This window comes from Methylibium rhizosphaerae, from assembly GCF_006386545.1.
GTDB classification, from domain to species: Bacteria; Pseudomonadota; Gammaproteobacteria; order Burkholderiales; family Burkholderiaceae_C; genus Pseudorivibacter; species Pseudorivibacter rhizosphaerae.
Window position 1 is genome coordinate 243,125 of sequence record NZ_SWAR01000002.1, and the last position, 20,117, is coordinate 263,241.

21 protein-coding genes and 1 pseudogene are annotated in these 20,117 nt (G+C 70.3%); all 22 read right to left on the reverse strand.

The annotated features are described in order from the left end of the window. Positions 1–22: 22 nt before the first annotated feature. The 22 genes and pseudogenes from E8D38_RS02440 to E8D38_RS02545 all read right to left on the reverse strand — a co-directional run bounded on the left by E8D38_RS02440 (position 23) and on the right by E8D38_RS02545 (position 20,117). Positions 23–964: a type II secretion system F family protein gene (locus E8D38_RS02440; protein ID WP_140626125.1), complete on the reverse strand. Its 942-nt coding sequence runs from the start codon at positions 962–964 to the stop codon at positions 23–25. Positions 965–995: 31 nt separating this feature from the next. After that, positions 996–1,964, reverse strand: coding sequence for a type II secretion system F family protein (locus tag E8D38_RS02445; protein ID WP_140626126.1), 969 nt, complete (start codon positions 1,962–1,964; stop codon positions 996–998). Between the two features lie 13 nt (positions 1,965–1,977). Then, positions 1,978–3,330 carry a TadA family conjugal transfer-associated ATPase gene (locus E8D38_RS02450; protein WP_140626127.1) on the reverse strand — a complete coding sequence of 451 codons (1,353 nt, stop codon included), beginning with the start codon at positions 3,328–3,330 and terminating at the stop codon, positions 1,978–1,980. A 28-nt stretch (positions 3,331–3,358) separates the two neighbouring features. Next, the gene (locus E8D38_RS02455) at positions 3,359–4,528 is read right to left on the reverse strand and encodes a CpaE/TadZ family protein (RefSeq protein ID WP_181178897.1); all 1,170 of its coding nucleotides are present in this window, start codon (positions 4,526–4,528) and stop codon (positions 3,359–3,361) included. Between the two features lie 20 nt (positions 4,529–4,548). Beyond that, positions 4,549–4,995 carry a TadE/TadG family type IV pilus assembly protein gene (locus E8D38_RS02460; protein WP_140626129.1) on the reverse strand — a complete coding sequence of 149 codons (447 nt, stop codon included), beginning with the start codon at positions 4,993–4,995 and terminating at the stop codon, positions 4,549–4,551. Next, positions 4,992–5,453, reverse strand: a complete 462-nt coding sequence (locus E8D38_RS02465; RefSeq protein WP_140626130.1) for a TadE/TadG family type IV pilus assembly protein — start codon at positions 5,451–5,453, stop codon at positions 4,992–4,994. The genes E8D38_RS02460 and E8D38_RS02465 overlap by 4 nt, the downstream gene beginning before the upstream one ends. Continuing rightward, positions 5,450–6,700 (reverse strand): pilus assembly protein TadG-related protein, encoded by a 1,251-nt coding sequence (locus E8D38_RS02470; protein ID WP_219851620.1) that lies wholly within the window; start codon positions 6,698–6,700, stop codon positions 5,450–5,452. The genes E8D38_RS02465 and E8D38_RS02470 overlap by 4 nt, the downstream gene beginning before the upstream one ends. Positions 6,701–6,717: 17 nt before the next feature. After that, entirely contained in the window at positions 6,718–7,014 is a 297-nt protein-coding gene (locus E8D38_RS02475; RefSeq protein ID WP_140626131.1) for a hypothetical protein, read from the reverse strand. Further along, the gene (locus E8D38_RS02480) at positions 7,014–8,720 is read right to left on the reverse strand and encodes a type II and III secretion system protein family protein (RefSeq protein WP_140626132.1); all 1,707 of its coding nucleotides are present in this window, start codon (positions 8,718–8,720) and stop codon (positions 7,014–7,016) included. Before E8D38_RS02480 ends, E8D38_RS02475 begins: the two co-directional genes overlap by 1 nt. A 38-nt stretch (positions 8,721–8,758) precedes the next feature. Further along, entirely contained in the window at positions 8,759–9,640 is an 882-nt protein-coding gene (cpaB, locus tag E8D38_RS02485; RefSeq protein ID WP_140626133.1) for a Flp pilus assembly protein CpaB, read from the reverse strand. Positions 9,641–9,649: 9 nt separating this feature from the next. Next, positions 9,650–11,005 (reverse strand): P-loop NTPase family protein, encoded by a 1,356-nt coding sequence (locus tag E8D38_RS02490; protein ID WP_246099314.1) that lies wholly within the window; start codon positions 11,003–11,005, stop codon positions 9,650–9,652. 17 nt (positions 11,006–11,022) lie between these two features. Then, entirely contained in the window at positions 11,023–11,592 is a 570-nt protein-coding gene (locus E8D38_RS02495) for an A24 family peptidase (protein ID WP_246099323.1), read from the reverse strand. A 76-nt stretch (positions 11,593–11,668) separates the two neighbouring features. After that, entirely contained in the window at positions 11,669–11,848 is a 180-nt protein-coding gene (locus tag E8D38_RS02500; RefSeq protein ID WP_140626134.1) for a Flp family type IVb pilin, read from the reverse strand. A 118-nt stretch (positions 11,849–11,966) separates the two neighbouring features. Next, entirely contained in the window at positions 11,967–12,164 is a 198-nt protein-coding gene (locus E8D38_RS02505; protein ID WP_140626135.1) for a Flp family type IVb pilin, read from the reverse strand. 10 nt (positions 12,165–12,174) lie between these two features. Further along, positions 12,175–12,675, reverse strand: coding sequence for a response regulator (locus E8D38_RS02510; protein WP_140626136.1), 501 nt, complete (start codon positions 12,673–12,675; stop codon positions 12,175–12,177). 102 nt (positions 12,676–12,777) lie between these two features. Continuing rightward, positions 12,778–13,422 carry a methyltransferase family protein gene (locus E8D38_RS02515; RefSeq protein WP_140626137.1) on the reverse strand — a complete coding sequence of 215 codons (645 nt, stop codon included), beginning with the start codon at positions 13,420–13,422 and terminating at the stop codon, positions 12,778–12,780. Positions 13,423–13,430: 8 nt separating this feature from the next. Continuing rightward, positions 13,431–14,156: a response regulator gene (locus tag E8D38_RS02520; RefSeq protein WP_140626138.1), complete on the reverse strand. Its 726-nt coding sequence runs from the start codon at positions 14,154–14,156 to the stop codon at positions 13,431–13,433. Between the two features lie 457 nt (positions 14,157–14,613). Next, positions 14,614–15,891: pseudogene (locus E8D38_RS02525) on the reverse strand (histidine kinase); the annotation flags it as partial. 130 nt (positions 15,892–16,021) lie between these two features. Continuing rightward, positions 16,022–17,026 carry a peptide ABC transporter ATP-binding protein gene (locus E8D38_RS02530; protein WP_140626140.1) on the reverse strand — a complete coding sequence of 335 codons (1,005 nt, stop codon included), beginning with the start codon at positions 17,024–17,026 and terminating at the stop codon, positions 16,022–16,024. Then, on the reverse strand, positions 17,023–18,015 hold the full coding sequence (locus tag E8D38_RS02535) for an ABC transporter ATP-binding protein (RefSeq protein ID WP_140626141.1): 993 nt from the start codon (positions 18,013–18,015) through the stop codon (positions 17,023–17,025). Before E8D38_RS02535 ends, E8D38_RS02530 begins: the two co-directional genes overlap by 4 nt. A gap of 8 nt (positions 18,016–18,023) precedes the next feature. Continuing rightward, on the reverse strand, positions 18,024–18,932 hold the full coding sequence (locus tag E8D38_RS02540; RefSeq protein ID WP_140626142.1) for an ABC transporter permease subunit: 909 nt from the start codon (positions 18,930–18,932) through the stop codon (positions 18,024–18,026). Positions 18,933–19,088: 156 nt separating this feature from the next. Continuing rightward, complete coding sequence (locus E8D38_RS02545) at positions 19,089–20,117, reverse strand: ABC transporter permease subunit (RefSeq protein ID WP_140626143.1); 1,029 nt, start codon at positions 20,115–20,117, stop codon at positions 19,089–19,091.

Consider the following 20,117-nt stretch of genomic DNA (forward strand, 5'->3'; position numbering starts at 1 on the left):
CCAACAACGACGGGCAAGGGGTTCATCGACCGGCCATGGTGGGCAGCAGCACGCGGTAGATCTGGATCATCGCGGGCCCCATCAGCACGACCATCAGCGAAGGGAAGATGCAGAAGATCAGCGGGAACAGCAGCTTCAGCGCGATCTTGGCGGCCGCCTCCTCCGCCTTCTGGCGGCGGCGGGTGCGCAGCATCTCGGCATGCACCCGCAGCGAGGCGGCGATGCTGGTGCCGAAGCGTTCGGCCTGGCTGATCATCGCGACGAACCCGTCCACCTCCTCCACGCCGGTGCGGATGGCGAGGTTGCGCAAGGCGCGCTCGCGGTCGGCACCGGCGCGCAGCTCCAGGTTCACCAGCCGCAGCTCCTCGGCCAGCGCCGGGCTCTTGAGCTGCAGGTCGTCGGCCACCCGCAGCATGGCCGCCTCGGTGCCCAGTCCTGCCTCGACGCACACCGTCATGAGGTCCAGCGCATCGGGGAAGCTCTCGAAGATCTCGCGCTGGCGCACGAACACCAGCCGCGACAGCACTGCGTTGGGCCCGTAGTAGCCCACCGCCGCCAGGCCCAGCATGGCCATCAGCAGGCCGTTGCCCTTGAGCGGCGAGCCGGCCACCGTGAGCAGCGCGAAGCCGGCCATCGGCAGGCCGAGCGTGAGCACCGTCTTGATGCCGAAGAAGGCCGGCGCCGCCGCCGAGCTGCGGATGCCCGCATGCAGGAAGCGCAGGCGGATGCTCGACTTCTCGAAGCCCTCCTCGGGCATGGACAGCCGGCTCACCGGGCGGGTGAACTCGGCCAGCACGGTGAGCCAGCGGTCCAGGCTCGCCGGCTTGTGCGCCGGGCCCTCGCCGGCCAGCAGGTCGAGCCGGCGGCGCGCGGCGCTCGGCCGCAAGAGCGCCGAGGCGCCGAGCACGCCGGCCACCACCACCACGAAGACCAGCGCCAGGATCGCGATCTGCACGGGACTCATGTTCATCTCCTCTTCAGGCGGGGGGTGGGCGTCACACGCGGATGCGGATGATCTGGCGCATCCACAGGATGCCCACCACCATCATGAGCAGCGCGATGCCCACGATGCGCAGGCCGGCCGGGTCGGTCCACAGCACCGCCATGAACTTCGGGTTCACCAGGTTCACCACCAGCGCCACCACGAAGGGCAGCGCGGTGAGGATCACGGCCGACAGGCGCCCCTCGGCCGACAGCGTGCGGATCTCGCCCAACAGCTTCAGGCGCTGGCGCACGATGGAGGCGATCTTGTCCAGCAGTTCGGCGAGGTTGCCGCCCGACTCGCGCTGGATCATCACCGCCACCACGAAGTAGCTCACGTCGGGCAGCGGCACGCGCTCGGCCAGGTGGGCCAGCGCCTCGTTCGCCGGCACGCCGTAGTTCATCTCGTCGAACAGGATGCGGAAGTCGCGCCCCAGCGGCTCGGCCATCTCGTCGCCGACCATCTTCACCGCCGTCGGGAAGGCATGGCCGGCGCGCATGGCACGGCCCATGAGGTCGAGCGCCTCGGGGAACTGGCGTTCGATGCGCTCGATGCGTTCGGCTCGCCGCCTGGCCACCCGCCACCAGGGCAGCAGGGCCAGCACGAGGCCGAGCACCGCGCCGAAGACCGGCGGCTTGCCCAGCAGCACCGGCAGCAGCATCCCGCCCGTGGCCAGGATGCCCGACAGCAGCATCAGCTCCACCGGCGAGACCGCCATCGCCGAGGCGCTCACGAAGCGCTGCAGCTTCTGGCCGGCCGTGGCGCGGCCGAGCCATTCGTTCAGGCGCGGCAGGCGCGAGGGCTCGACGCTGCGCTCGATGCTGGCCTGCGTGTGCATCTCGCCCGACAACGCGGCCAGGCGGGACGCGATGCGCCGGGCCTCGGCGCTGTTGTGCGAGGACCAGAGGTTGTAGAGGCCTTCGCAGAGCAGCACCACGGCCAGGAAGGCCACCACCGCGAACAGCACGAATGAGAGGTCCATGGCGGCCTCCTGCTCAGACCACGCGCCGCACCGGCGCGAACAGGGTTTCGGGCAGCGAGATGCCGCGGGTCACCAGCCGCTCCCAGAAGCGCGGTCGCACCCCGGTGGCGCTGAAGTGGCCTTCCACCGCGCCGTTGGCCGCCACGCCGGTCTGCTTGAAGGCGAAGATCTCCTGCATGGTGAGCGTGTCGCCTTCCATGCCGGTGATCTCCTGGATGCTGGTCAGCTTGCGGGTGCCGTCGGACAGGCGGTTGGCCTGGATCACCACGCCGATGGCCGAGGCGATCTGCGCACGGGCGGCGCGCGCCGGCAGGTCCACGCCGGCCATCGCGATCATGCTTTCGAGCCGCGCCAGCGCGTCGCGCGGCGTGTTGGCATGCACCGTGGTCATGGAGCCTTCATGGCCGGTGTTCATGGCCTGCAGCATGTCCAGCGCCTCGGGGCCGCGCGTCTCGCCGAGGATGATGCGGTCGGGCCGCATGCGCAGCGCGTTGCGCACCAGCGCACGCTGCGTCACCTCGCCGCGGCCTTCGATGTTGGGCGGGCGGGTCTCGAGCCGCACCACGTGCGGCTGCTGCAGCTGCAGCTCGGCGGCGTCCTCGATGGTGACCACGCGCTCGGCCGCCGGGATGTAGCCCGACAGGATGTTGAGCAGCGTGGTCTTGCCCGAGCCGGTGCCCCCCGAGATGAGGATGTTGACCTTGGCCTCGGACAGCGCGCCGATGAACTGGGCCATCTCGGCCGACATCGAGCGGAACTCGACCAGGTTGTCGATCTGCAGCGGCACCGCGGAAAACCGCCGGATCGACAGGATGGGCCCGTCGATGGCCAGCGGCGGGATGATCGCGTTCACGCGGGAGCCGTCGGGCAGCCGGGCATCGACCATGGGGCTGGACTCGTCGACCCGGCGGCCCATGCGCGAGACGATCTTGTCGATGATCTTGAGCAGGTGCGCGTCGTCGATGAAGGTGATGTCGGTGAGCTCCAGCCGGCCCTTGCGCTCGACGTAGATCTGCTGGTGGGTGTTGACCAGGATGTCAGACACCGTGGGGTCGGCGAGCAGCGGCTCCAGCGGCCCGAAGCCCAGCATCTCGTACTGGATGTCGCGCACCAGGTTGCGCCGCTCGCCGGCGTTGAGCACCAGATTCTCTTCGGCCAGCAGCCGCTCCACCATCTGGCGCAGCTCCTCCTTGAGCGAGTCCTGAGAGAGGCTTTCCATCGCCTCCAGGTCGAGCCGCCCGAGCAGCAGCTGGTGCATGCGCGCCTTGGTCTCCTGGTAGGCGCGCGTGGGCAGTCCGGCGGGCTCGAGTGCCGGCTCCGCGGCGGTGAACCCCTGGGCGGCACCCAGTCTTTCGCGCAGGCTCATGGTTCTGTCCCTTTCTGGCTTCGGTTGTTCAATGGGTCGCGCGGAACAGGCCGGTGAGCCACTTGCCGCGCTGCGGCTGCGCGGCGCCGGGCGCAATGGCCTCGGCCAGCTCGCGCAGGGCGCGGGCGATGGCGCTGCCGGGCGCGATGCTGTCCACCGGCACGCCCTGGTTGACCGAGGCGGCCACCACCTCGTACTGGTTGGGCAGCGTGAGCACCTGCCTGAGGCCGAGCGTCTTCTGCAGGTCCTCGAGCGTGAGCTGGCCGCCCTTCTGGTAGCGGTTGACGATCCACTGGATCTTGTCCTCGGGGTAGTCGAGCGAGCGGAACACGTCACGCAGCCGCTTGCCGTCGCGGATGAACGGCAGCGTGAGCTGCAGCACGGCGAACACCCGGTCGGCCAGGTCCAGCGCCTGCAGCGACACCGCACTCAGCGAACGGCCGGCGTCGATGACGACGAAGTCGAACATGCCCTGCGCCATGTGCACGATGGCCTCCACATGCGCGGGCGTCACGTCGGCCGCATGCGCCGGGTCGTCCGGCGCGGCCAGCACCCACAGGCCGGGCGCCACCTGGTTCATCGCCGAGCGCAGCAGGTCGGCATCGAGGCGGGCGATGTTGTGCGCCACGTCGGCCACGTTGCTCACCGGCCGCTCGCTGCTCACGAACAGCGCCGCATCGCCGAACTGCAGGTTCATGTCGATGAGGGCGACGCGGCGTTGCCCGCCGTCGGCCAGCATGTGGGCCAGGTTGGCCGCCGCGAAGGTGGCGCCGCTGCCCCCCTTGCACGAGACGAAGGCGAAGACGCGGCCGGGCTCGTGCGCGCCCGCCTGCACCGGCGCGCGCTTGCGCAGCTGGCGGCGCAGCGCGGCCAGCACCGCTTCGGCGGATGCAGGGGCCGGCAAGACCTCGCGCACGCCCACGCGCATGGCGCGCATCAGGAACTCGGGGCTGAGCTCGTTGCCCACCAGCACGTAGTCCACCTCGGGATGCGCCGCCGCCAGCCGCTCGAGGGCCTCGAAGTCCTGCGGCGTCATGGTCTCGGCCACCACCATGTCGGGGCGGCTGCCGTTGACCAGCACGTTCACGTCGCGCAGCGGCCGCACGATCGGGTGAGCCTGCAGCGCCGGCTCGGCGGAGAGGGCCGACATCCAGGCCTCGGCATGGCGTGCGTCGGGGGTGATGAGCTTGATCTTCATGGCGGCTCTTTCAAAGGGCATCACAGGGCGCAGGCGGGGTTGCCCGCGCTCTGCATGAATTCCTTGGGCAAGGTGGTCTGGAACTGCGGGATCGGCACCGACAGGGCCGCGAAGGGGATGATGGGCTGGTGCGTGTAGCCGGCCAGCGTGACGCGCACCGACTTGCAGGTCGACGGGGTGCACGAATTCACCGGCTGGCCCGAGTTGAGGTAGTCGATCGTGATGTGCGAGTTGTCGAGCGCGGCGAGCATCTGGCGCATGCGCGCCTTGATGACCGGGTCGTCCTTGTCGCACACCACCGCGAGCCGCGCGCCCAGCCGGGTGGCTTCGCCGGCGGCGTTCCAGGTCCACAGCAGGCGGGCCATTTCCATGGCGCCCAGCAGCACCATGAAGAACAGCGCGCCGACGATGGCGAACTCGACCGCGGCGACGCCGCGCTGCGACTTCCTGCAGGCAGTGGGATTCATAGGTGCGACCTCATCGTGACGCTGATCGCGCCAAAGTCGAGCGTGGCGGGCGCCACGTAGGTGACGACCGAGTTGTGCTGGTAGCCGACGATGCGCACCGTCACCAGGTTGATGGTGCCGGTGCCGGTGCTGATGGTGTGCCCGGCCGGGTCGCTGGCGGCGTCGTCGATCACCACCATCGAGGCGTCGAGGCCCGCTGCGAGCAGCGGCCCGGTGCCTTCGACGTTGCCGTACAGCACCAGGTTGCGCGCATCGCCCTTCGGGTTGGGGTTGGTGGGCACCACCGTGGTGAGGTGGCGCGCCGCATCGCGCACGGCCTTGTCCAGCGTGTTGTAGGTGTAGATCGCGCGGCCGTATTCGGTGACGCCCAGCGCCACCATCAGCATGGGCACGAGGGTGATGGCCAGTTCGACCGCGGCCACGCCGCGCGAACGTTGCGAAAGCGGCTTGCGCTTCATTGCACCAGCCCCGGCACCAGCGGCCCCGCGCTGCCCACGCCGCCCACCACGCCGGAGGTGGCGCACGGGCTCGAAGGATCGTCGGCCAGGCCCTCGAACTCCATGTAGACGATGTCCGACGGGTGGCTGATGGGGTGCAGCATCAGCACGCAGGCCCAGGCCTCGATCGGCACCGTCTGGCTCGAACCCCAGCTCGAGCAGTTGACGACGGGTGCCACCGCGAGCCGCCGGTTCGCCCCGTACTGGCGGTGCGAAGTGGTGGGCGTGACCGGGTTGTACGAGTTGCTGATCGACAGGCCGGTGATCGCATTGCCGGCCTGCACGTTGCTGCCGTAGTTGGCGCCGGTGGTGCGCCGCGCGAGGAAGTCGTCGATCGCGTTGCTGCGCGAGGGCCAGTTCTGGCTCGTGTAGCTGTAGCCGGTGTAGTCGGGCGGCGCGTTGTTCACGTTGTCGGAGCCGCTGTACAGGCCGAAGCGGGTGTTCCAGGCGCGCGCCGCCGCGTTGCCCATGTTGCCGGGCTCGCCGACCGGGTGGGTGATGTTCAGCTCGCAGGCGCCGTTGCCGCGCAGCAGGCCGCCCAGTTCGCTGGCGCCGCCGGCCGGGGGCGAGAAGTCGATCCAGTTGAAGCTGCCGGTGGCCCCGCCGCCCGCATCGAACTTGCCGTCGTACCACTGGCCCTTCACCAGCCCGAAGCCGGGCGCCGGGCCCTGCCGGCACATGCCCAGCGGAATGGCGCAGGCCGTCTGGGCATGCTCCAGCGTCGCGGTGGCGGCGGCACGCACCGTCTGCTCGCCCATGCCCAGCACCTGCATGAACCACGGCGTGATGCCCGTCTCTTCGATGGTGCAGCGGATGTAGCGCGCATCGCCGGGCGGGTTGGAGGCGGCCGGCAGCCAGGCGCCGCCCGCCAGCTCGGTGCCGAACACCACGGTGACGTCCTGCGTGTCGATGAGGCCGGCCTGGAAGCCCACGCGGTTGCGCGCCGCCACGGTGAGGGCCGCGTTCTCGGCCTGCTCGAAGCTGGCCTGCGCGATGGCGGGCGAGGCGGTGAGCTCGTAGGCGCCGGCCAACGCGCAGGCATCGGCGGCGTTCTGCAGCTCGGTCTTGTTGACGTAAAGCCGGCCGCCGTCGAGCGCGAGGCCCGCGAAGCCGGTGAGCACGGCCATGGCCAGGCCGACGATGATGGCCACGCCGCCGCGCTGCTGCGCGCGGCGCGGCGTGGCAAGGCTGTGCAGGCGGTGGTTCACGTCGGGCCTCCCGTCGCTCAGCGGCTGCTGCCGCCACCCACGCCGATGTTGATGACGTTGGCCGGCGGCGGCCTGCGGTAGGTGTCCACATGGCGCGCGCCGGCTTCGACCACGGTGCGGCCGTCGCTGCGCGGCGTCTGCTGCGCATGGCGCTGCGGCGCGGCGGGGTCGATCAGCTGCTGGGCCTTGATGGCGCGGGCGCTGTCGCCGAAGCGGGCGTCGTATTCGGGCGACGCGGTGGCGGCGCAGCCGCCCAGCGCCAGGCCCAGCGCCAGTGCGGCAGCGGCCGCGGCGATCGAAGTGTTGGCACGCATCACTGGGTCTCCTTGGTGGTGTCGAAGCCGCCGGTGGCGGCGGCACGCGGTTCGCCCGCCGGGGCCGGGTTGCTGCTGCGCTGGCCTTCGACCTTGCCGTTCAGGATGAGCTCGCTGCGGCTGGGCGGCGTGTAGCCGTCGGTGGGCAGCTTGTAGTCGGGCGGCAGCGGCTTCACCAGCCGCGGCGTGATCACGAACACCAGCTCCGACCGGTCGGTCTGGAACTCGGTGCTGCGGAACAGCGCGCCGACGATGGGCAGCTCGCCCAGGAAGGGGAAAGCCTTGACGTTGGTGGTCGTGTTGTTCTTGATGAGGCCGCCGATCGCGAAGCTCTGGCCGTCCATCAGCTGCACCGTGGTCTCGGCCTTGCGCGAGGTGAACGAGGGCAGCACCGCGCTCAGGCCGCCGCCGGTGATGGTGACGCCGGCGCTGTTGAGCTCCGACACCTCGGGCCGCACGCGCAGGTTGATGCGCCCGCTGCCCAGCACGGTCGGCGTGAACTTCACCGACACGCCGAACTCCTTCTCCTCGAGCGAGATGGTGCGGCTGCCGCCGCCGTCGGTCTGCGCCACCGGGATGAAGATCTTGCCGCCGGCCAGGAAGCTGCCCGTCTGGCCGCTGATGGCCATGACCGTGGGCTCGGCCAGCACCTTCACCAGGCCGTCGGTCTTCTGCATGTTGAGCGTGACCTGGCTGACGTTCTTGCCCACCGCCAGCGGGATCTGCGGCGTCTGGCCGAAGCTCGCGTTGCCGGCCTGGCCGGTGAAGCCGCTGGTCGACTGGCCGTTGCTCGCCGAGCCGATGACGCCGCCGCCGGTGAGCGCGCCCTGCGTGCCGGAGATCGCGCCGGTGAGGCCGGCAGCACCGCCGAAGATGCCCGACAGGTAGCGCATGAAGGAGCCGTCGGAGGGCACGTAGGCGCGAGCGAAGTCGATGCCGAACTTGTCGAGCAGGGCCTTGGAGATCTCGGCCACCTTCACCTCGAGCATCACCTGCTGCGGCGCTCCCACCTCCAGCATGTTGACGACGCGGGTGCTGCGCTGTTCACCACCGTTGCCGCCCTCGCCGCGGCCGCGCACGTAGGCATTGGCCAGGTCGGTCACGCGGGCCAGCGCCTCGCTGTCGCTCACCATGCCCGACAGCACCAGCGAGTCGAAGGCCGCGGTGATCTTCACGTCCTTCTCGTTGGGCAGCAGCTGGGCGATCACCGCCTGCAGGGCCGACGTGTCCATGCCCACCACCACGTCGAAGGCGGTGCAGGTGCCGCTGCGGTCGAGCATCACCACGTTGGTGGAGCCGATGGTCTTGCCCAGCAGGTAGACCTCGGTGGGCGCCAGCAGCAGCACGTCGACGTCGGCCACGCCGGGCCGGGTGTCGATGGCGGGCGCCTTCACGCCTTCGTCCTTCTTGCCCTCGGGTGTCTCGGCCGGGCGTGCGGCGCGGGCGTTCTCGGGGTTGCCGAGCAGGATGCGCGCCACCGGCGACGCCGGGCGGATCACGGTGGACTTGCCCACCGGGATGTGCACCATCGGCGCAACCTCCACCCGCGTGCACAGCGGGCCGCCCGAGGCCACGGGTGCAGGCGCCGCGGCCTTGACGGGCTGCGCCTTGGCGGGCTGGGCGACGGCGGCCCAGGTCTGCAGGGCCAGGCCGATGGCCAGCGCCACATGGCGCGGGGCCCCGGTCGAAGAAGACAGGCGACGCATCGGCGTTCTCCCGTGGTGTGGTTGTGGGGTGCGCTCGCTCAGAAGCACTCGTTGACCTTGGACAGGCCCCGGATCACCTCGACGCAGCGGCTCGCATCGGCCACCGCCGGCACGGTGGCGGCGACCGGGACGACGGGTGCGGGGCGCGGCGCGGCGCGGCGGGCCGGCGCAGGCCTGGCGGCCGCAGGCGGCGGCTGCACCGGCTCGGGGGCGACCTTGGCCTGGCCGAGCAGCTCGGACTTGGTGATGCCGGCGGTTTCGGCAGGCTTGTCCTCGGTCTGGTTGCGCAGCACCAGCGACAGGCTGCCCACGCTGCGTGCGAGGTCCAGCATCTCGGCCTGGGTGGGCGTCACTTCGAGCGTGACCGCATTCACCACCTTGGGCTTGGTTGCATCGCGGTCGGCTTCCTGCGCGACCGCCAGCACCAGGATGCGCTCCAGCACGATCTTGGAGATGGCATGGTCCTTGTCGTTGCGCCGGCTGCCCTCTTCCTGTGTGTTGACCATCACGTCGACGTAGGTGCCGGGCAGCGCGAAGCCGGCCACCCCCACCACGTCGTTGACCCGCACGGTCATCGCCCGCTTGCCGGCCGGCACCACGGCCGAGAGGCCGCCCTTGGTGCCCACCGGCGCGAGCCGGCCTTCGGTGAGCGGCTCGCCGCGCTGCATGGCCACCATGACCACGCGGCCCTCGAGCTTGCCGGCGTCGCTGAACGCGCCCACCGGCACGCTGCCCTGCGGCCACTCGACCATGCGCACCATCTCGGGCGAGATGCGCCCGCCCAGCTCGATGTCGGTGTTGGCCACCGCGATGCGGCCCTTGTCGCCGCCCTGGTTCTGCATCCAGCGCGCGGCCAGCCCCACGGCGACCAGGCCGGCCAGCGCGGCGATGAAGAGCATCAAGATGCCACGGGATCTCATGGTGGACTCCTAGCGTTGGTGGGAAGCGCCTTCGATCAGCGCCTCGTTGCCGAAATAGGCCTGCCAGGCCCAGTCGATGAGCTCGTGCGACAGCAGGGGCGCCACGCCGAGATAGCGGGCGCGGCTGGCGATGAGCTGCAGCAGGTCGCGCGGATAGCAGGCCAGCAGCGGCCGCCCGCGCCCGCGGTGATAGGTCTTCACAAGCAGCTCGAAGGCCTGCGGCAGGTACTCGATGCCCTCGGCCTCGCAGACGCGGCGGAAGATCTCCTCGTACTCGGGCAGCTCCACCGCGCCGACGGCGATCTTGCTGCCGATGCGGCGCAGGAAGGCCGGGTCCTCCAGCTGCGCGGGCGTGAGGTTCGACGAGAACACCAGCACCATGTCGAAGGGGATGGTGAACTTGCCGCCGTTGCGCAGCATCAGGTGGTCATGGCGCCGCTCCATCGGCACCACCCAGCGGTTCATCAGCTGGCGCGGCGTGATGACCTGGCGGCCCAGGTCGTCGACGATGAAGATGCCGTTGTTGGCCTTGAAGTGCGGCGGCGCCTCGTAGTAGCCGGCACGTGCGTCGAAGCTCAGGTCCAGCATCTCGAGCGTGAGCTCGCCGCCGGAGACCACACACGGCCGCTCGCACAGCAGCCAGCGGGCGTCGGGCCTGTCGCGGTTGTCGAGCGCGGAGCGCGGCTGCGAGTCGTCGGCGATCGCATGGTGGCATTGCGCGTCGAACACCCGGATCACTTCGCCGTGCACCGTGATCGCATGCGGGATGGCCACCGCGCCGCCGAGCAGCCGGCGCAGCTGTTCGGCCAGGAAGGTCTTGCCCGAGCCGGCCGGGCCGTGCAGCAGCATGGGCCGCGCGGAGTTGATGGCGGTGCCGATCTGGTCGAGCAGGCCCGGCGGCACGACGAGGTCGGCGAAGGCAGAACGCATCTGCGTATCGGTGATCGCCTGGCGGACCACCGACTGCGCGCGCACGCGCTCGGTGTAGACCGCGAGCGGCACCGGCGCGGCGCCGGTGTAGGAATTGCGGGCCAGCCATTCGGCGGCACGCTGGCGACCGTGCTGCGTGAGGTCGAACTGCACGTCGGCCTCGTGCTGGCCGCGGCGCGACACCTCCAGCAGCGTTTCGCGGCGCATGAACTGGCACACCGCCTCGACCACCGTGCCGGCCAGGCACAGGTGGCTGGAAAGGTCGGTCAGCCGCGTGAGGCCTTGCTGGTACATCACCTTGGCCACCAGCTCCACCAGGAAGGTGGGCGACAGGCCGGTCTCTTCGGGCGTCTGCGGGGCGCGCGGCAGGGCCGGGCGCGTGGCGTTCAGCTGGGCGGCCGAGGCGTTGTGGCGCGGGAACTGGAACAGGCTCATGTCGTTGGCTTCCAGGTTCAGCGTTGGACCAGCGGCCACACCAGGGCCGCGGCGGTTCCGGTGGCGATGGCCACCGCATAGGGCAGCCGTGCGGCGGTGCGCTCCAGCGGCGCGAGCGGCGCGACGCGGCCACCCCGGGCTTGCAGCCTCCAGTCCGCCAGCAGGACTCGCACATTGGTGAGCGTCTGCGCAGCAACCCCGCGGCCGAACATGAACAGCACCGACAGCAGGCCGCCTGCCAGCAGCGTGTACAGCGCCGCGGTGAGCACGGCCGGGGTGCCGACGAAGGCGCCCACCATGGCCAGGAGCTTCACGTCGCCGGCGCCGCAGGCGCGCATCAGGTGCAGCGGCATCAGGGCGGCCAGGCCGGCGGCGCAGCCGGCCAGCGGGGCCCACCATTGCGGGCCGGCCAGCGCCGCGGTTCCGCCCATCAGCGCAAGCATGTGCAGCGAGAAGGCCATCACCAGGCCGGTCAGCACCAGGATGTTGGGGATGCGGCGGGAACGCAGGTCCGTGACGACGGCGGCACACAGCAGCATGGCGAGCAGGGTCATGGCAAGCAGCAGCATGGTGGTCGTGGGGTGCATCGGCACGGAGCTGGGTTCGTGGTGTCGCGCCGTCAGCCGGTGCCCTGGCGGGGCGCCGGCCGACCAGGCGGCGTGCTCAGAGCGCTGCGGCGAGTGCGTCCGAGATTTCGGTGAACACCAGCACCAGGTTGTCGCCCACCAGGGTGACGGCGGCGATGATGGTCACGGCGATGAGGGCGGCGATGAGGCCGTACTCGATGGCGGTGACGCCTTCTTCGTCGCGGGTGAACTTCTTGATGAAACGTGCGATCTGCATGACGAGCTCCTTGCGGTTGTTGACTCGAAGAACCGATCCGAAGGGGCCGGACCGAAACCCTGCTGGCCTGTTGTTGGTGAGACGCCGGCCAGCCAATCGCGTCGTGATCCGTCCGGTGCTAGAGCGCACCTCCGATGGCAGCGATCACCGCGGCGCTCCAGGCGGCATACAGGTCGGTCAACGAGGTGCCGGTGGCGGTGAGCGCCCCGACGATCGCCACCGCGATCAGCGCAGCCAGCAGGCCGTACTCGATCGCCGTGACGCCCGACTCGTCGAGGAGCCAGTCGCTGCGCCGTGTGCGTGGTGTGTTGTCCATGGCGCTTACTCTAGAAATCGAAGCGGGAGCGCACATCGGAGGAGTCGCCCCGCAGGAGGTGGGAGCTTGTGCGTGAGGCACCGGGAGCTTCCTCCTCCCGCGAACGGGGGGTCGCGACTTCGACGATCGCACCGAGCAGCTCGGCCGCCGGTTCATGCTTCTCGACGAAGGCCATCGCACCGAGCTGGCGCGCACGCGCACGGGTGGCGCTGTCGCCGTGGCTGCTGAGCACCACGACACGCGAGGTCGCACGCAGCTGCGCAATGAGGTCGAGCCCATCTTCGCCGGCGAGGTCCACGTCGAGCACCACCACGTCAGGGCGCAGCCGCGCTGCGGCACTGAGTGCTTCGGTGCCGTTGGCCGCGGTGCTCACGCAACGCAGCGCCAGCGGTGCACAGGCGATCAGCCGTGCAACGCCCTCGCGCACGGCCGGTTGGTCATCGACGACGAGCACGCCGATGGGCATGACAGGCAGGGTCTCCTGCATGCGTGGGGTGGGTTGCATAGACATGGGTTCATGCTAGGCAGCGCACCCTTGTGGTGCCATGGGAGGAGGCTGTGCGCGAAGGGGGAGATTGCTACTAGAGCGACTTCCGGAATGGAATTCGCGGGCCTAGTAGACGAAAGGCAGGAGCCGCCAGCGCACCTGCTGCTGGTACCGGCGGTACTCGTCGCTGCCGGCCGCCAGCACCACCTCTTCGCGATGCATGCGCAGCACCTGCGCGGCATACAGCAGCAGCAGCACCGCGGCGTTCCGCCACGACCAGTTCACCAGCAGGAAGCCGATGTGGCCGACGAGGTAGCCCAGGTAGATCGGATGGCGCACCACGCGGTAGGGCCCGGCCGTGACGAGGCCGCGCTGCGCGGGCAGCAGGCCGAAGGAGCGCCCGAGCACGAGCTTGGAGGCGAACTGCCACAAGGTGCCGGCGAGCTGCAGGGCCACGCCGGCGAACTCCGGCACCAGGCGCTCGGTGCCGCGCGCGTCGAGCAGCACGAAGAAGAAGGCTGCATACAGCGTGGCCGCCACGGTGAGCGGCGCCATGTCGCGCAGGCGGGCGGGGCGCGCCACCAGCACCATGAGCAGGGTGTAGCCCTCGATCAGCAGCAACAGCAGCAGCGTCCAGCGGGAGGAGTCACCCCACCAGGCGAGCGCCAGGTTGCTGACGGCAAACGCATAGGCCAGCAGCGCGAATGCGCGCAGCAACCATTCGGTGAGCCGGCCCTCGCGGGCGGCGGCAGCATCGCTGGCCGATTGCACGGGCGGCCTCACTGCATGGTGCGCGCGGCACTGCCCAGGCCGTGCTCGGTGGCGTAGACGTGCAGCTCGAGCCGGCCGTGCACGCCCAGCTTGCCGTAGATGGTGGTGAGGTGGTTGCGCAAGGTGTGTTCGCTCATGTGCAGCTCGTCGGCCACGACCAGCTGCTTGGCGCCGGCGCGGCGCACCATGGCCGCGACGATCTCGCGCTCGCGCGGCGTGAGGCTGCTCATTCGCTCGCGGTGCGGGTCGGCCTGTGCGGCAGGCGCGGCACGGTGGTCGGTGAGCAGGCCCAGCACGTCGCCCAGCAGCGTGCGGTTGAGCCACACCTCGCCGCCGTCGACCTTCTCGATGGCCCGCAGGATCACGTCGGCCGGCTCCGACTTGTGCACCACGCCGCGCGCGCCCTTCATCACCGCCGTGCGGTGGCGGTCGACGTCGTCGGCGCCGGTGAGCACCAGCACGCGGCCCGGGCAGCGGTGGCGCAGGTCGGCCAGCGCGTCGGTGCTGTTCTCGCCGGCCAGGTCGAGGTCGAGCAGAATGACGTCGGCCTCGGCGGCGGCGTCATGGTTGAGCAGCTCGGTGCGCGACGATGCGGTGCCCACCACTTCCATGTGCGGTCGCGCGCCGTCGATCAGGCGCCGCAGTCCCCACAGGGTGATCTGGTGGTCTTCCGCCACGAAGACGCGGATCGGATGTGCGGCAGGACTCGGTCGAACGGCTGCGGCATAGGCCATGGAAGGTCCTCCAACGACAAACTACAGAGGCTCAAGACGCCGCCACCGGCCGCGCCTCGATGGGTACCTGGATCACGAGCTCGGTGTTCAGCCCGTCGGGCCGCGTGAGCTCGAGGCTGCCGCCGAGCTCGCGCACCCGCTCGCTCAGCGAGCCGGGCACGAAGTCGCCCGCCGGGCGCCCGCTCATCGCGGCGCCGTCGTCGCGCACGCGCAGGCAGATGCCGGCGGCGTCGCTGGCCAGCGAGATGCGAACGTGGCGCGCCCGCGTGTGCTTGCGCACGTTGTTGAGCGTCTCGTTGACCATGTGGAACAGGGCGCTGGCCAGTGCGCGCGTGGTCGGCAGGCTGTCGGGGCAGTCGAGCTCGATCTCGATGCCGAACAGCAGCGCGAAGCGCCGCACCTGGCGCCGCACCGCCGGCACCAGCGCGTTGTCGCCGCGTGCATTGCCGGTGCGCAGGCCGGAGATCAGCTCGCGCAGGGCGGACACCTCGCTGTTGACCAGCTCGGCCAGCGCATCCACCTCGGCACGCGCCGGGTTGTCCTGCGGGATGCGCAGCGCCACGCATTCGACCGCGTACTTGAGCCCGAGGTAGGGCTGGATGGCGCTGTCGTGCAGGTCGCGGCCGATGCGGGCGCGCTCGTGGCCGGCGCTTTCTTCCTGCAGCTGGTCCACCAGCGCGGCCTGCTCGACGATGCGCAGCAGCTCGGTGGCGGTTTGCGACAGGGCGGCCACGCTTGCGGCGCCGTCGCGCACCGACCGGTAGGCCACCACGAGGTGCCCGTGGCGGCGGGTGTAGCGCACGAGCGGCACCACCTGAAGGCAGCGCACGTCGAGCAGGGCGGCGAGAGCGGCCAGCTGCTGCGCCTGCTGCTTCGAGGCCGCCTCCATGCGTGCCCCCAGCAGGCGTGCCGGCGGGCGCGGGTCCCACCAGCTGCGGCGCGTGTAGGTGGCGGCACAGGCCGGCAGGTCGCGCAGCAGCTCCTCGATGCGCCCGTGCACGGTGGCCGACGCGCGGAAGCTGCCTTCGTCGCGGCTCGCCATCATGGCCGGCGCGCCCAGGTGGCTGGGCAGCACCAGGGCCACCAGCTCGGCGTCGGCGCCGGTGCGCAGGCGCTCGACCAGCGCGTTGCAGATGGGCTCCAGGCCGCGCCGTGGGTCCACCTGGCACTCGAGCTCGTCCACCAGCGCCATGCGGCTGCGCATCAGGCTCATCGGACGCGCCAGCAGCGCCGTGCCGGGCACCACGAACAGCACCGCGAGCGCCAGCACCACCTGGGTGGCGCTCAGCTCGGCCATCGAGCCGGCGCCGCGGTTGAACAGCACGCCGGCCGCGCCGAACATCGCCAGCACCACCCCGTGCCGCACGCCGTGGCCGATGCTGGCCAGGACGACCGGCTGCACCATGGTGATGACCAGCATGAGCGACACCGAGTCGGTGAGCTGCAGCATCACCGCCGCCCAGCCCATGTCGACCCAGAAATGCCACAGGGCATCGGCACGCAGGCGCCCGGTCGCCTCGATCCACAGGGCATAGGCCGACCAGCCGCCGTAGACGAGCGAAATGGCCAGCGCCAGCGGCCCGAGCGGCTGCTCGGCGGTGCTCAGCAGCAGCGTGACGAGCAACGCAGTGGCGCCTCGCAAGCCGGCGGAAAAGCGGCGGATGTCCACCGAAGTTCCCCCCGCCTGCTCCGCGGCCCTGCCGCTGGCTGTGGTTGCCGAGATCGCTGCGCCCATGCGATCTTTGTATCAGGATGAAACTGCGGCGGGGCCCCCGATCAGACAGCACAAACGACGCCGTGGGAAATATTCCCGCCTATCACCCCCTCTGGATGAAGGGGCCGTCAGTTTGTGCACACCGGGTGCATCACGCAGGCAACAGCGGGCTTCTCGCGATTTCTTCGGCGTGATGGCAGGCGACTTGATTTGCATCAAGCGCGCGCAATTCAGGCACTTGCTCGGTGCACACCGCTGTGGCATGCGGGCAGCGCTTGTGGAAGGCGCAGCCCGACGGCGGGTTCAGCGGCGACGGCAGCTCGCCGGTGATGCGGATCTTCTTCGCCCGGCGCGCGGGGTCGAGGCTCGGGGTGGCCGACAGCAGCGCCCGGGTGTACGGGTGCAGCGGCTGCGCGAAGAGCGTGGCCTTGGGTGCGAACTCCACCACCCGGCCCAGGTACATGACCATCACCCGGTCGGCGATGTGCTCCACCACCGACAGGTTGTGCGAGATGAACACATAGGTGATGCCGGTGCGCTCCTGCAGGTCCATGAACAGGTTGAGGATCTGCGCCTGGATCGACACGTCGAGCGCCGAGGTCGGCTCGTCGGCCACCAGCAGCCGCGGGCTGAGCATCATCGCGCGGGCGATGGCGATGCGCTGCCGCTGGCCGCCCGAGAACATGTGCGGATAGCGCTGGGCGTGTTCGGGCCGCAGGCCCACCTGGGCCAGCATGTCGGCCACCCGTTCGCGCCGCTCGGCGGCCGAAAGCGGCGTGTTGAGCAGCAGCGGCTCATCGAGCATCTGCGCCACCCGCTTGCGCGGGTTGAGCGAGGCATACGGGTTCTGGAACACCATCTGCACCAGCTTGCGCAGCGTGCGGGTTTCGCCGGGCGTGGCGCTCGTCACGTCGTGGCCGTGCAGGCTCAGGCGGCCGGCGGTGGGTTTCTCGATCAGCGTGAGCGCGCGCGCCAGCGTGGACTTGCCGCAGCCCGACTCGCCCACCACCGCCAGCGTCTCGCCGGCGGCCAGCGAAAAGCTCACGCCGTTGAGCGCCTTCACCGTGGCATGCGGCTTGAACAGGCCGCGCGAGACGCTGTAGTGGCGCGACAGGTCGCGCGCCTCGAGCAGGGGTGAGGCTGGCGTCGTGTTCATGCGCAGACCTCCGAGCCCGCGTTGGTATTCAACGGAAACAGGCAGCGAGCCCGGCTGCCGTCGGGCATGGGCAGCAGGCCCGGGTGGGTGGTGCGGCACTCGGTCTGCACCCTCGGGCAGCGCGGCGACAGCAGGCAGCCCTGCGGCCGGTCGTACTGGCCGGGCACCACGCCGGCCAGCGTGGGCAGGCGCTTCGCACCGCGGCTCGCTTCGGGAATGGAAGCCAGCAGCGCGGCGGTGTAGGGATGGTGCGGCCGCTCGAACAGGGCCGGCACGGTCTGCGTCTCGACCACTTCACCGGCATACATGACCGCAATGCGTTTCGCATGTTCGGCCAGCAGCGCGAGGTCGTGGGTGATGAGCACCAGCGCCATGTCCTGCCGGCGCTGCAGGTTCACCAGCAGGTCGAGCACCTGCGCCTGGATGGTGACGTCGAGGGCCGTGGTGGGCTCGTCGGCGATCAGCAGCTTGGGGTGGCAGGCCAGCGCCATGGCGATCATCACCCGCTGGCTCATGCCGCCGGAGAGCTGGTGCGGGTAGGCCGACAGGCGCGATTCCGGGTCGGGGATCTCCACCAGTTTCAGCAGCTCGAGCGCCCGGTCGCGCAGCTGCCCGCGCTTCAGGTTCTCGTGCACCTTCAGCGTCTCGGCGATCTGGAAGCCCACCGTGTAGCTGGGGTTCAGGCTGGTCATCGGGTCCTGGAAGATCATCGCCATGTCGCGGCCGACGATGCGCCGGCGCTCCTTCGGGGCGAGCGTCAGCAGGTCGTGCCCGTCGAAGCGCAGCACGTCGGCGCTCACGCGGCCGGGCGCCTCCACGAGGCCCATCAGCGCCAGCATGCTGACGCTCTTGCCCGAACCGGACTCGCCCACGACGCCCAGCAGTTCGCCGCGGTCGAGCGTGACGTCCACGCCCTGCACGGCGGCGAAGGGGTGGTCCTTGGGGCCGAACTCGACCTTCAGGTTGCGGATCTCGAGGAGATGGCTCATGGCGGGGTTCAGGAAAGGCGCTTCATGCGCGGGTCGAGCGCATCGCGCAGGCCGTCGCCCATCAGGTTGATGGCGAGCACGGTGGTGAGGATGGCCACGCCCGGCAGCGTGACGACCCAGTTGGCGCGCTCGATGTAGTCGCGGGCGGAGGCGAGCATGGTGCCCCACTCGGGCGTGGGCGGCTGCGCGCCCAGGCCGAGGAAGCCCAGCGCGGCGGCGGTGAGGATCGCGTCCGAGAAGCCGAGCGTGGCCGTGACGATGACCGGCGCCATGCAGTTGGGCAGCACGGTGTCGAACATGAGCCGCAGCGTGCCGGCGCCGGCCAGGCGCGAGGCGACCACGTAGTCCTTGGCGAGCTCCGACATGGCCGAGGCGCGCACGAGGCGCACATAGCCCGGAATCGCCACCAGCGCGATGGCCAGCATGGTGTTGACGAGCCCGGGGCCCAGCACCGCCACCACCGCGATGGCCAGCAGCAGGCTGGGCAGCGCCAGCATCACGTCCATGAGCCGCAGGATGGCCATGCCCACGCGCGGGAAGAAGGCGGCCGCCAGGCCCAGCGCGATGCCGGGAAGCATGGACAGCAGCACGGCCACCAGGCCGATCAGGAGCGACAGCCGGGCGCCATGGAGCAGGCGCGACAGGACGTCGCGGCCGATGTCGTCGGTGCCCAGCGGGAAGCGCGCGCTGCCGCCTTCCTGCCACATCGGCGGCGTGAGCAGCGCGTCGCGGTATTGCTCGACGGGGTCGTGGGGGGCGAGTACGCCGGCCAGCAGCGCGCAAGCGACGATGAAGCTGAAAAAGACGAGGCCGGCGACGGCGCCCTTGTTGTGGGCGAAGCTGCGCCAGAAGTCCTTCAGGCTCGAGGGCGGCGCTCCGGCGTGGCTTTGTTCTTCGGTGGAGAGGACGGCGCTCATTGCCTTGGTTGCTCTGGTGTGGGAATGTCTTGTGCTGCTGTGAACCCACGCATTCCGTTCGCCCTGAGGTATCGAAGGGCCACAGCGGTCTGCGCAGGGCTTCGATACCTCAGCCCGAACGGAGGGTCGTTGAACGCGTCCAAAGCCAAGCAGCAGTCACTTCGCATGCCGGATCCGCGGATTGATCAACCCATACAGCACATCGACCAGGAGGTTCACCCCGATCACCAGCGTCGCCGTGATCAGGATGCCGCCCTGCACCACCGGGTAGTCCCGCCGGCTGATCGCATCGATGAGCCACTTGCCCACGCCCGGCCAGGAAAAGATCGTCTCGGTCAGCACCGCCCCGCCCAGCAGCGTGCCCACCAGCAGCCCGATCACCGTGACCACCGGCACCAGCGCATTGCGCAGCGCATGCACGAACACCACCCGCACCGGCGACAGGCCCTTCGCCCGGGCGGTGCGCACATAGTCCTCGCGCAGCACCTCGAGCATCGATGAACGCGTCATCCGCGCGATGACCGCCAGCGGCACCGTGCCCAGCACGATGGACGGCAGCACCAGGTGGGCCACCGCCGACTTGAAGGCGCCCGGCTCGCCCGACAGCCAGGCGTCGATCAGCATGAAGCCGGTGCGAGGCGCGATGTCGAACTCCAGCGCCATGCGGCCGGACACCGGCAGCGCGAACTCCGGCGCCCAGTCGCGCATGTAGACCGAGAAGAACATGATGAGCAGCAGGCCCCACCAGAAGATCGGCATCGAGAAGCCGGTGAGCGACAGGCCCATCACGCCATGGTCGAGCACCGAGCCGCGCTTGATGGCAGCCAGCACGCCGGCGAGCAGCCCCGCCACCACGGCGAACAGCATGGCGCAGATCGACAGCTCCAGCGTGGCCGGGAAGAGCTTCAGGAACTCGCTCCACACCGCCTCATGGGTGACGAACGACTCGCCCAGGTCGAGATGCAGCGCCTTCCAGAGGTAGGCGAGGTATTGCTCCCACAGCGGCCGGTCGAGGCCCAGGCGGTGCAGCACCTCGGCGTGGAAGGCCGGGTCGAGCCGGCGTTCGCCGGCCATCACCTGCACCGGGTCGCCGGGGATGAGGTGGATCAGCGAAAACGCCAGCAGCGTGATGCCGAGGAAGGTGGGAATGACGAGCGCGAGGCGGCGCAGCAGGAATCCGATCAT

Excerpts from the sequence above, each read along its gene's own strand:
- E8D38_RS02460 (WP_140626129.1), bottom strand. The coding sequence starts at position 4,995 with ATGAATCCCACTGCCTGCAGGAAGTCGCAGCGCGGCGTCGCCGCGGTC.
- E8D38_RS02450 (WP_140626127.1), bottom strand. The coding sequence starts at position 3,330 with ATGAGCCTGCGCGAAAGACTGGGTGCCGCCCAGGGGTTCACCGCCGCG.
- E8D38_RS02495 (WP_246099323.1), bottom strand. The coding sequence starts at position 11,592 with ATGCACCCCACGACCACCATGCTGCTGCTTGCCATGACCCTGCTCGCC.
- E8D38_RS02540 (WP_140626142.1), bottom strand. The coding sequence starts at position 18,932 with ATGAGCGCCGTCCTCTCCACCGAAGAACAAAGCCACGCCGGAGCGCCG.
- E8D38_RS02475 (WP_140626131.1), bottom strand. The coding sequence starts at position 7,014 with ATGCGTGCCAACACTTCGATCGCCGCGGCCGCTGCCGCACTGGCGCTG.
- E8D38_RS02500 (WP_140626134.1), bottom strand. The coding sequence starts at position 11,848 with ATGCAGATCGCACGTTTCATCAAGAAGTTCACCCGCGACGAAGAAGGC.
- E8D38_RS02505 (WP_140626135.1), bottom strand. The coding sequence starts at position 12,164 with ATGGACAACACACCACGCACACGGCGCAGCGACTGGCTCCTCGACGAG.
- E8D38_RS02545 (WP_140626143.1), bottom strand. The coding sequence starts at position 20,117 with ATGATCGGATTCCTGCTGCGCCGCCTCGCGCTCGTCATTCCCACCTTC.
- E8D38_RS02490 (WP_246099314.1), bottom strand. The coding sequence starts at position 11,005 with ATGAGCCTGTTCCAGTTCCCGCGCCACAACGCCTCGGCCGCCCAGCTG.
- E8D38_RS02530 (WP_140626140.1), bottom strand. The coding sequence starts at position 17,026 with ATGAACACGACGCCAGCCTCACCCCTGCTCGAGGCGCGCGACCTGTCG.
- E8D38_RS02510 (WP_140626136.1), bottom strand. The coding sequence starts at position 12,675 with ATGTCTATGCAACCCACCCCACGCATGCAGGAGACCCTGCCTGTCATG.
- E8D38_RS02535 (WP_140626141.1), bottom strand. The coding sequence starts at position 18,015 with ATGAGCCATCTCCTCGAGATCCGCAACCTGAAGGTCGAGTTCGGCCCC.
- E8D38_RS02520 (WP_140626138.1), bottom strand. The coding sequence starts at position 14,156 with ATGGCCTATGCCGCAGCCGTTCGACCGAGTCCTGCCGCACATCCGATC.
- E8D38_RS02445 (WP_140626126.1), bottom strand. The coding sequence starts at position 1,964 with ATGGACCTCTCATTCGTGCTGTTCGCGGTGGTGGCCTTCCTGGCCGTG.
- E8D38_RS02480 (WP_140626132.1), bottom strand. The coding sequence starts at position 8,720 with ATGCGTCGCCTGTCTTCTTCGACCGGGGCCCCGCGCCATGTGGCGCTG.
- cpaB (WP_140626133.1), bottom strand. The coding sequence starts at position 9,640 with ATGAGATCCCGTGGCATCTTGATGCTCTTCATCGCCGCGCTGGCCGGC.
- E8D38_RS02440 (WP_140626125.1), bottom strand. The coding sequence starts at position 964 with ATGAGTCCCGTGCAGATCGCGATCCTGGCGCTGGTCTTCGTGGTGGTG.
- E8D38_RS02455 (WP_181178897.1), bottom strand. The coding sequence starts at position 4,528 with ATGAAGATCAAGCTCATCACCCCCGACGCACGCCATGCCGAGGCCTGG.
- E8D38_RS02465 (WP_140626130.1), bottom strand. The coding sequence starts at position 5,453 with ATGAAGCGCAAGCCGCTTTCGCAACGTTCGCGCGGCGTGGCCGCGGTC.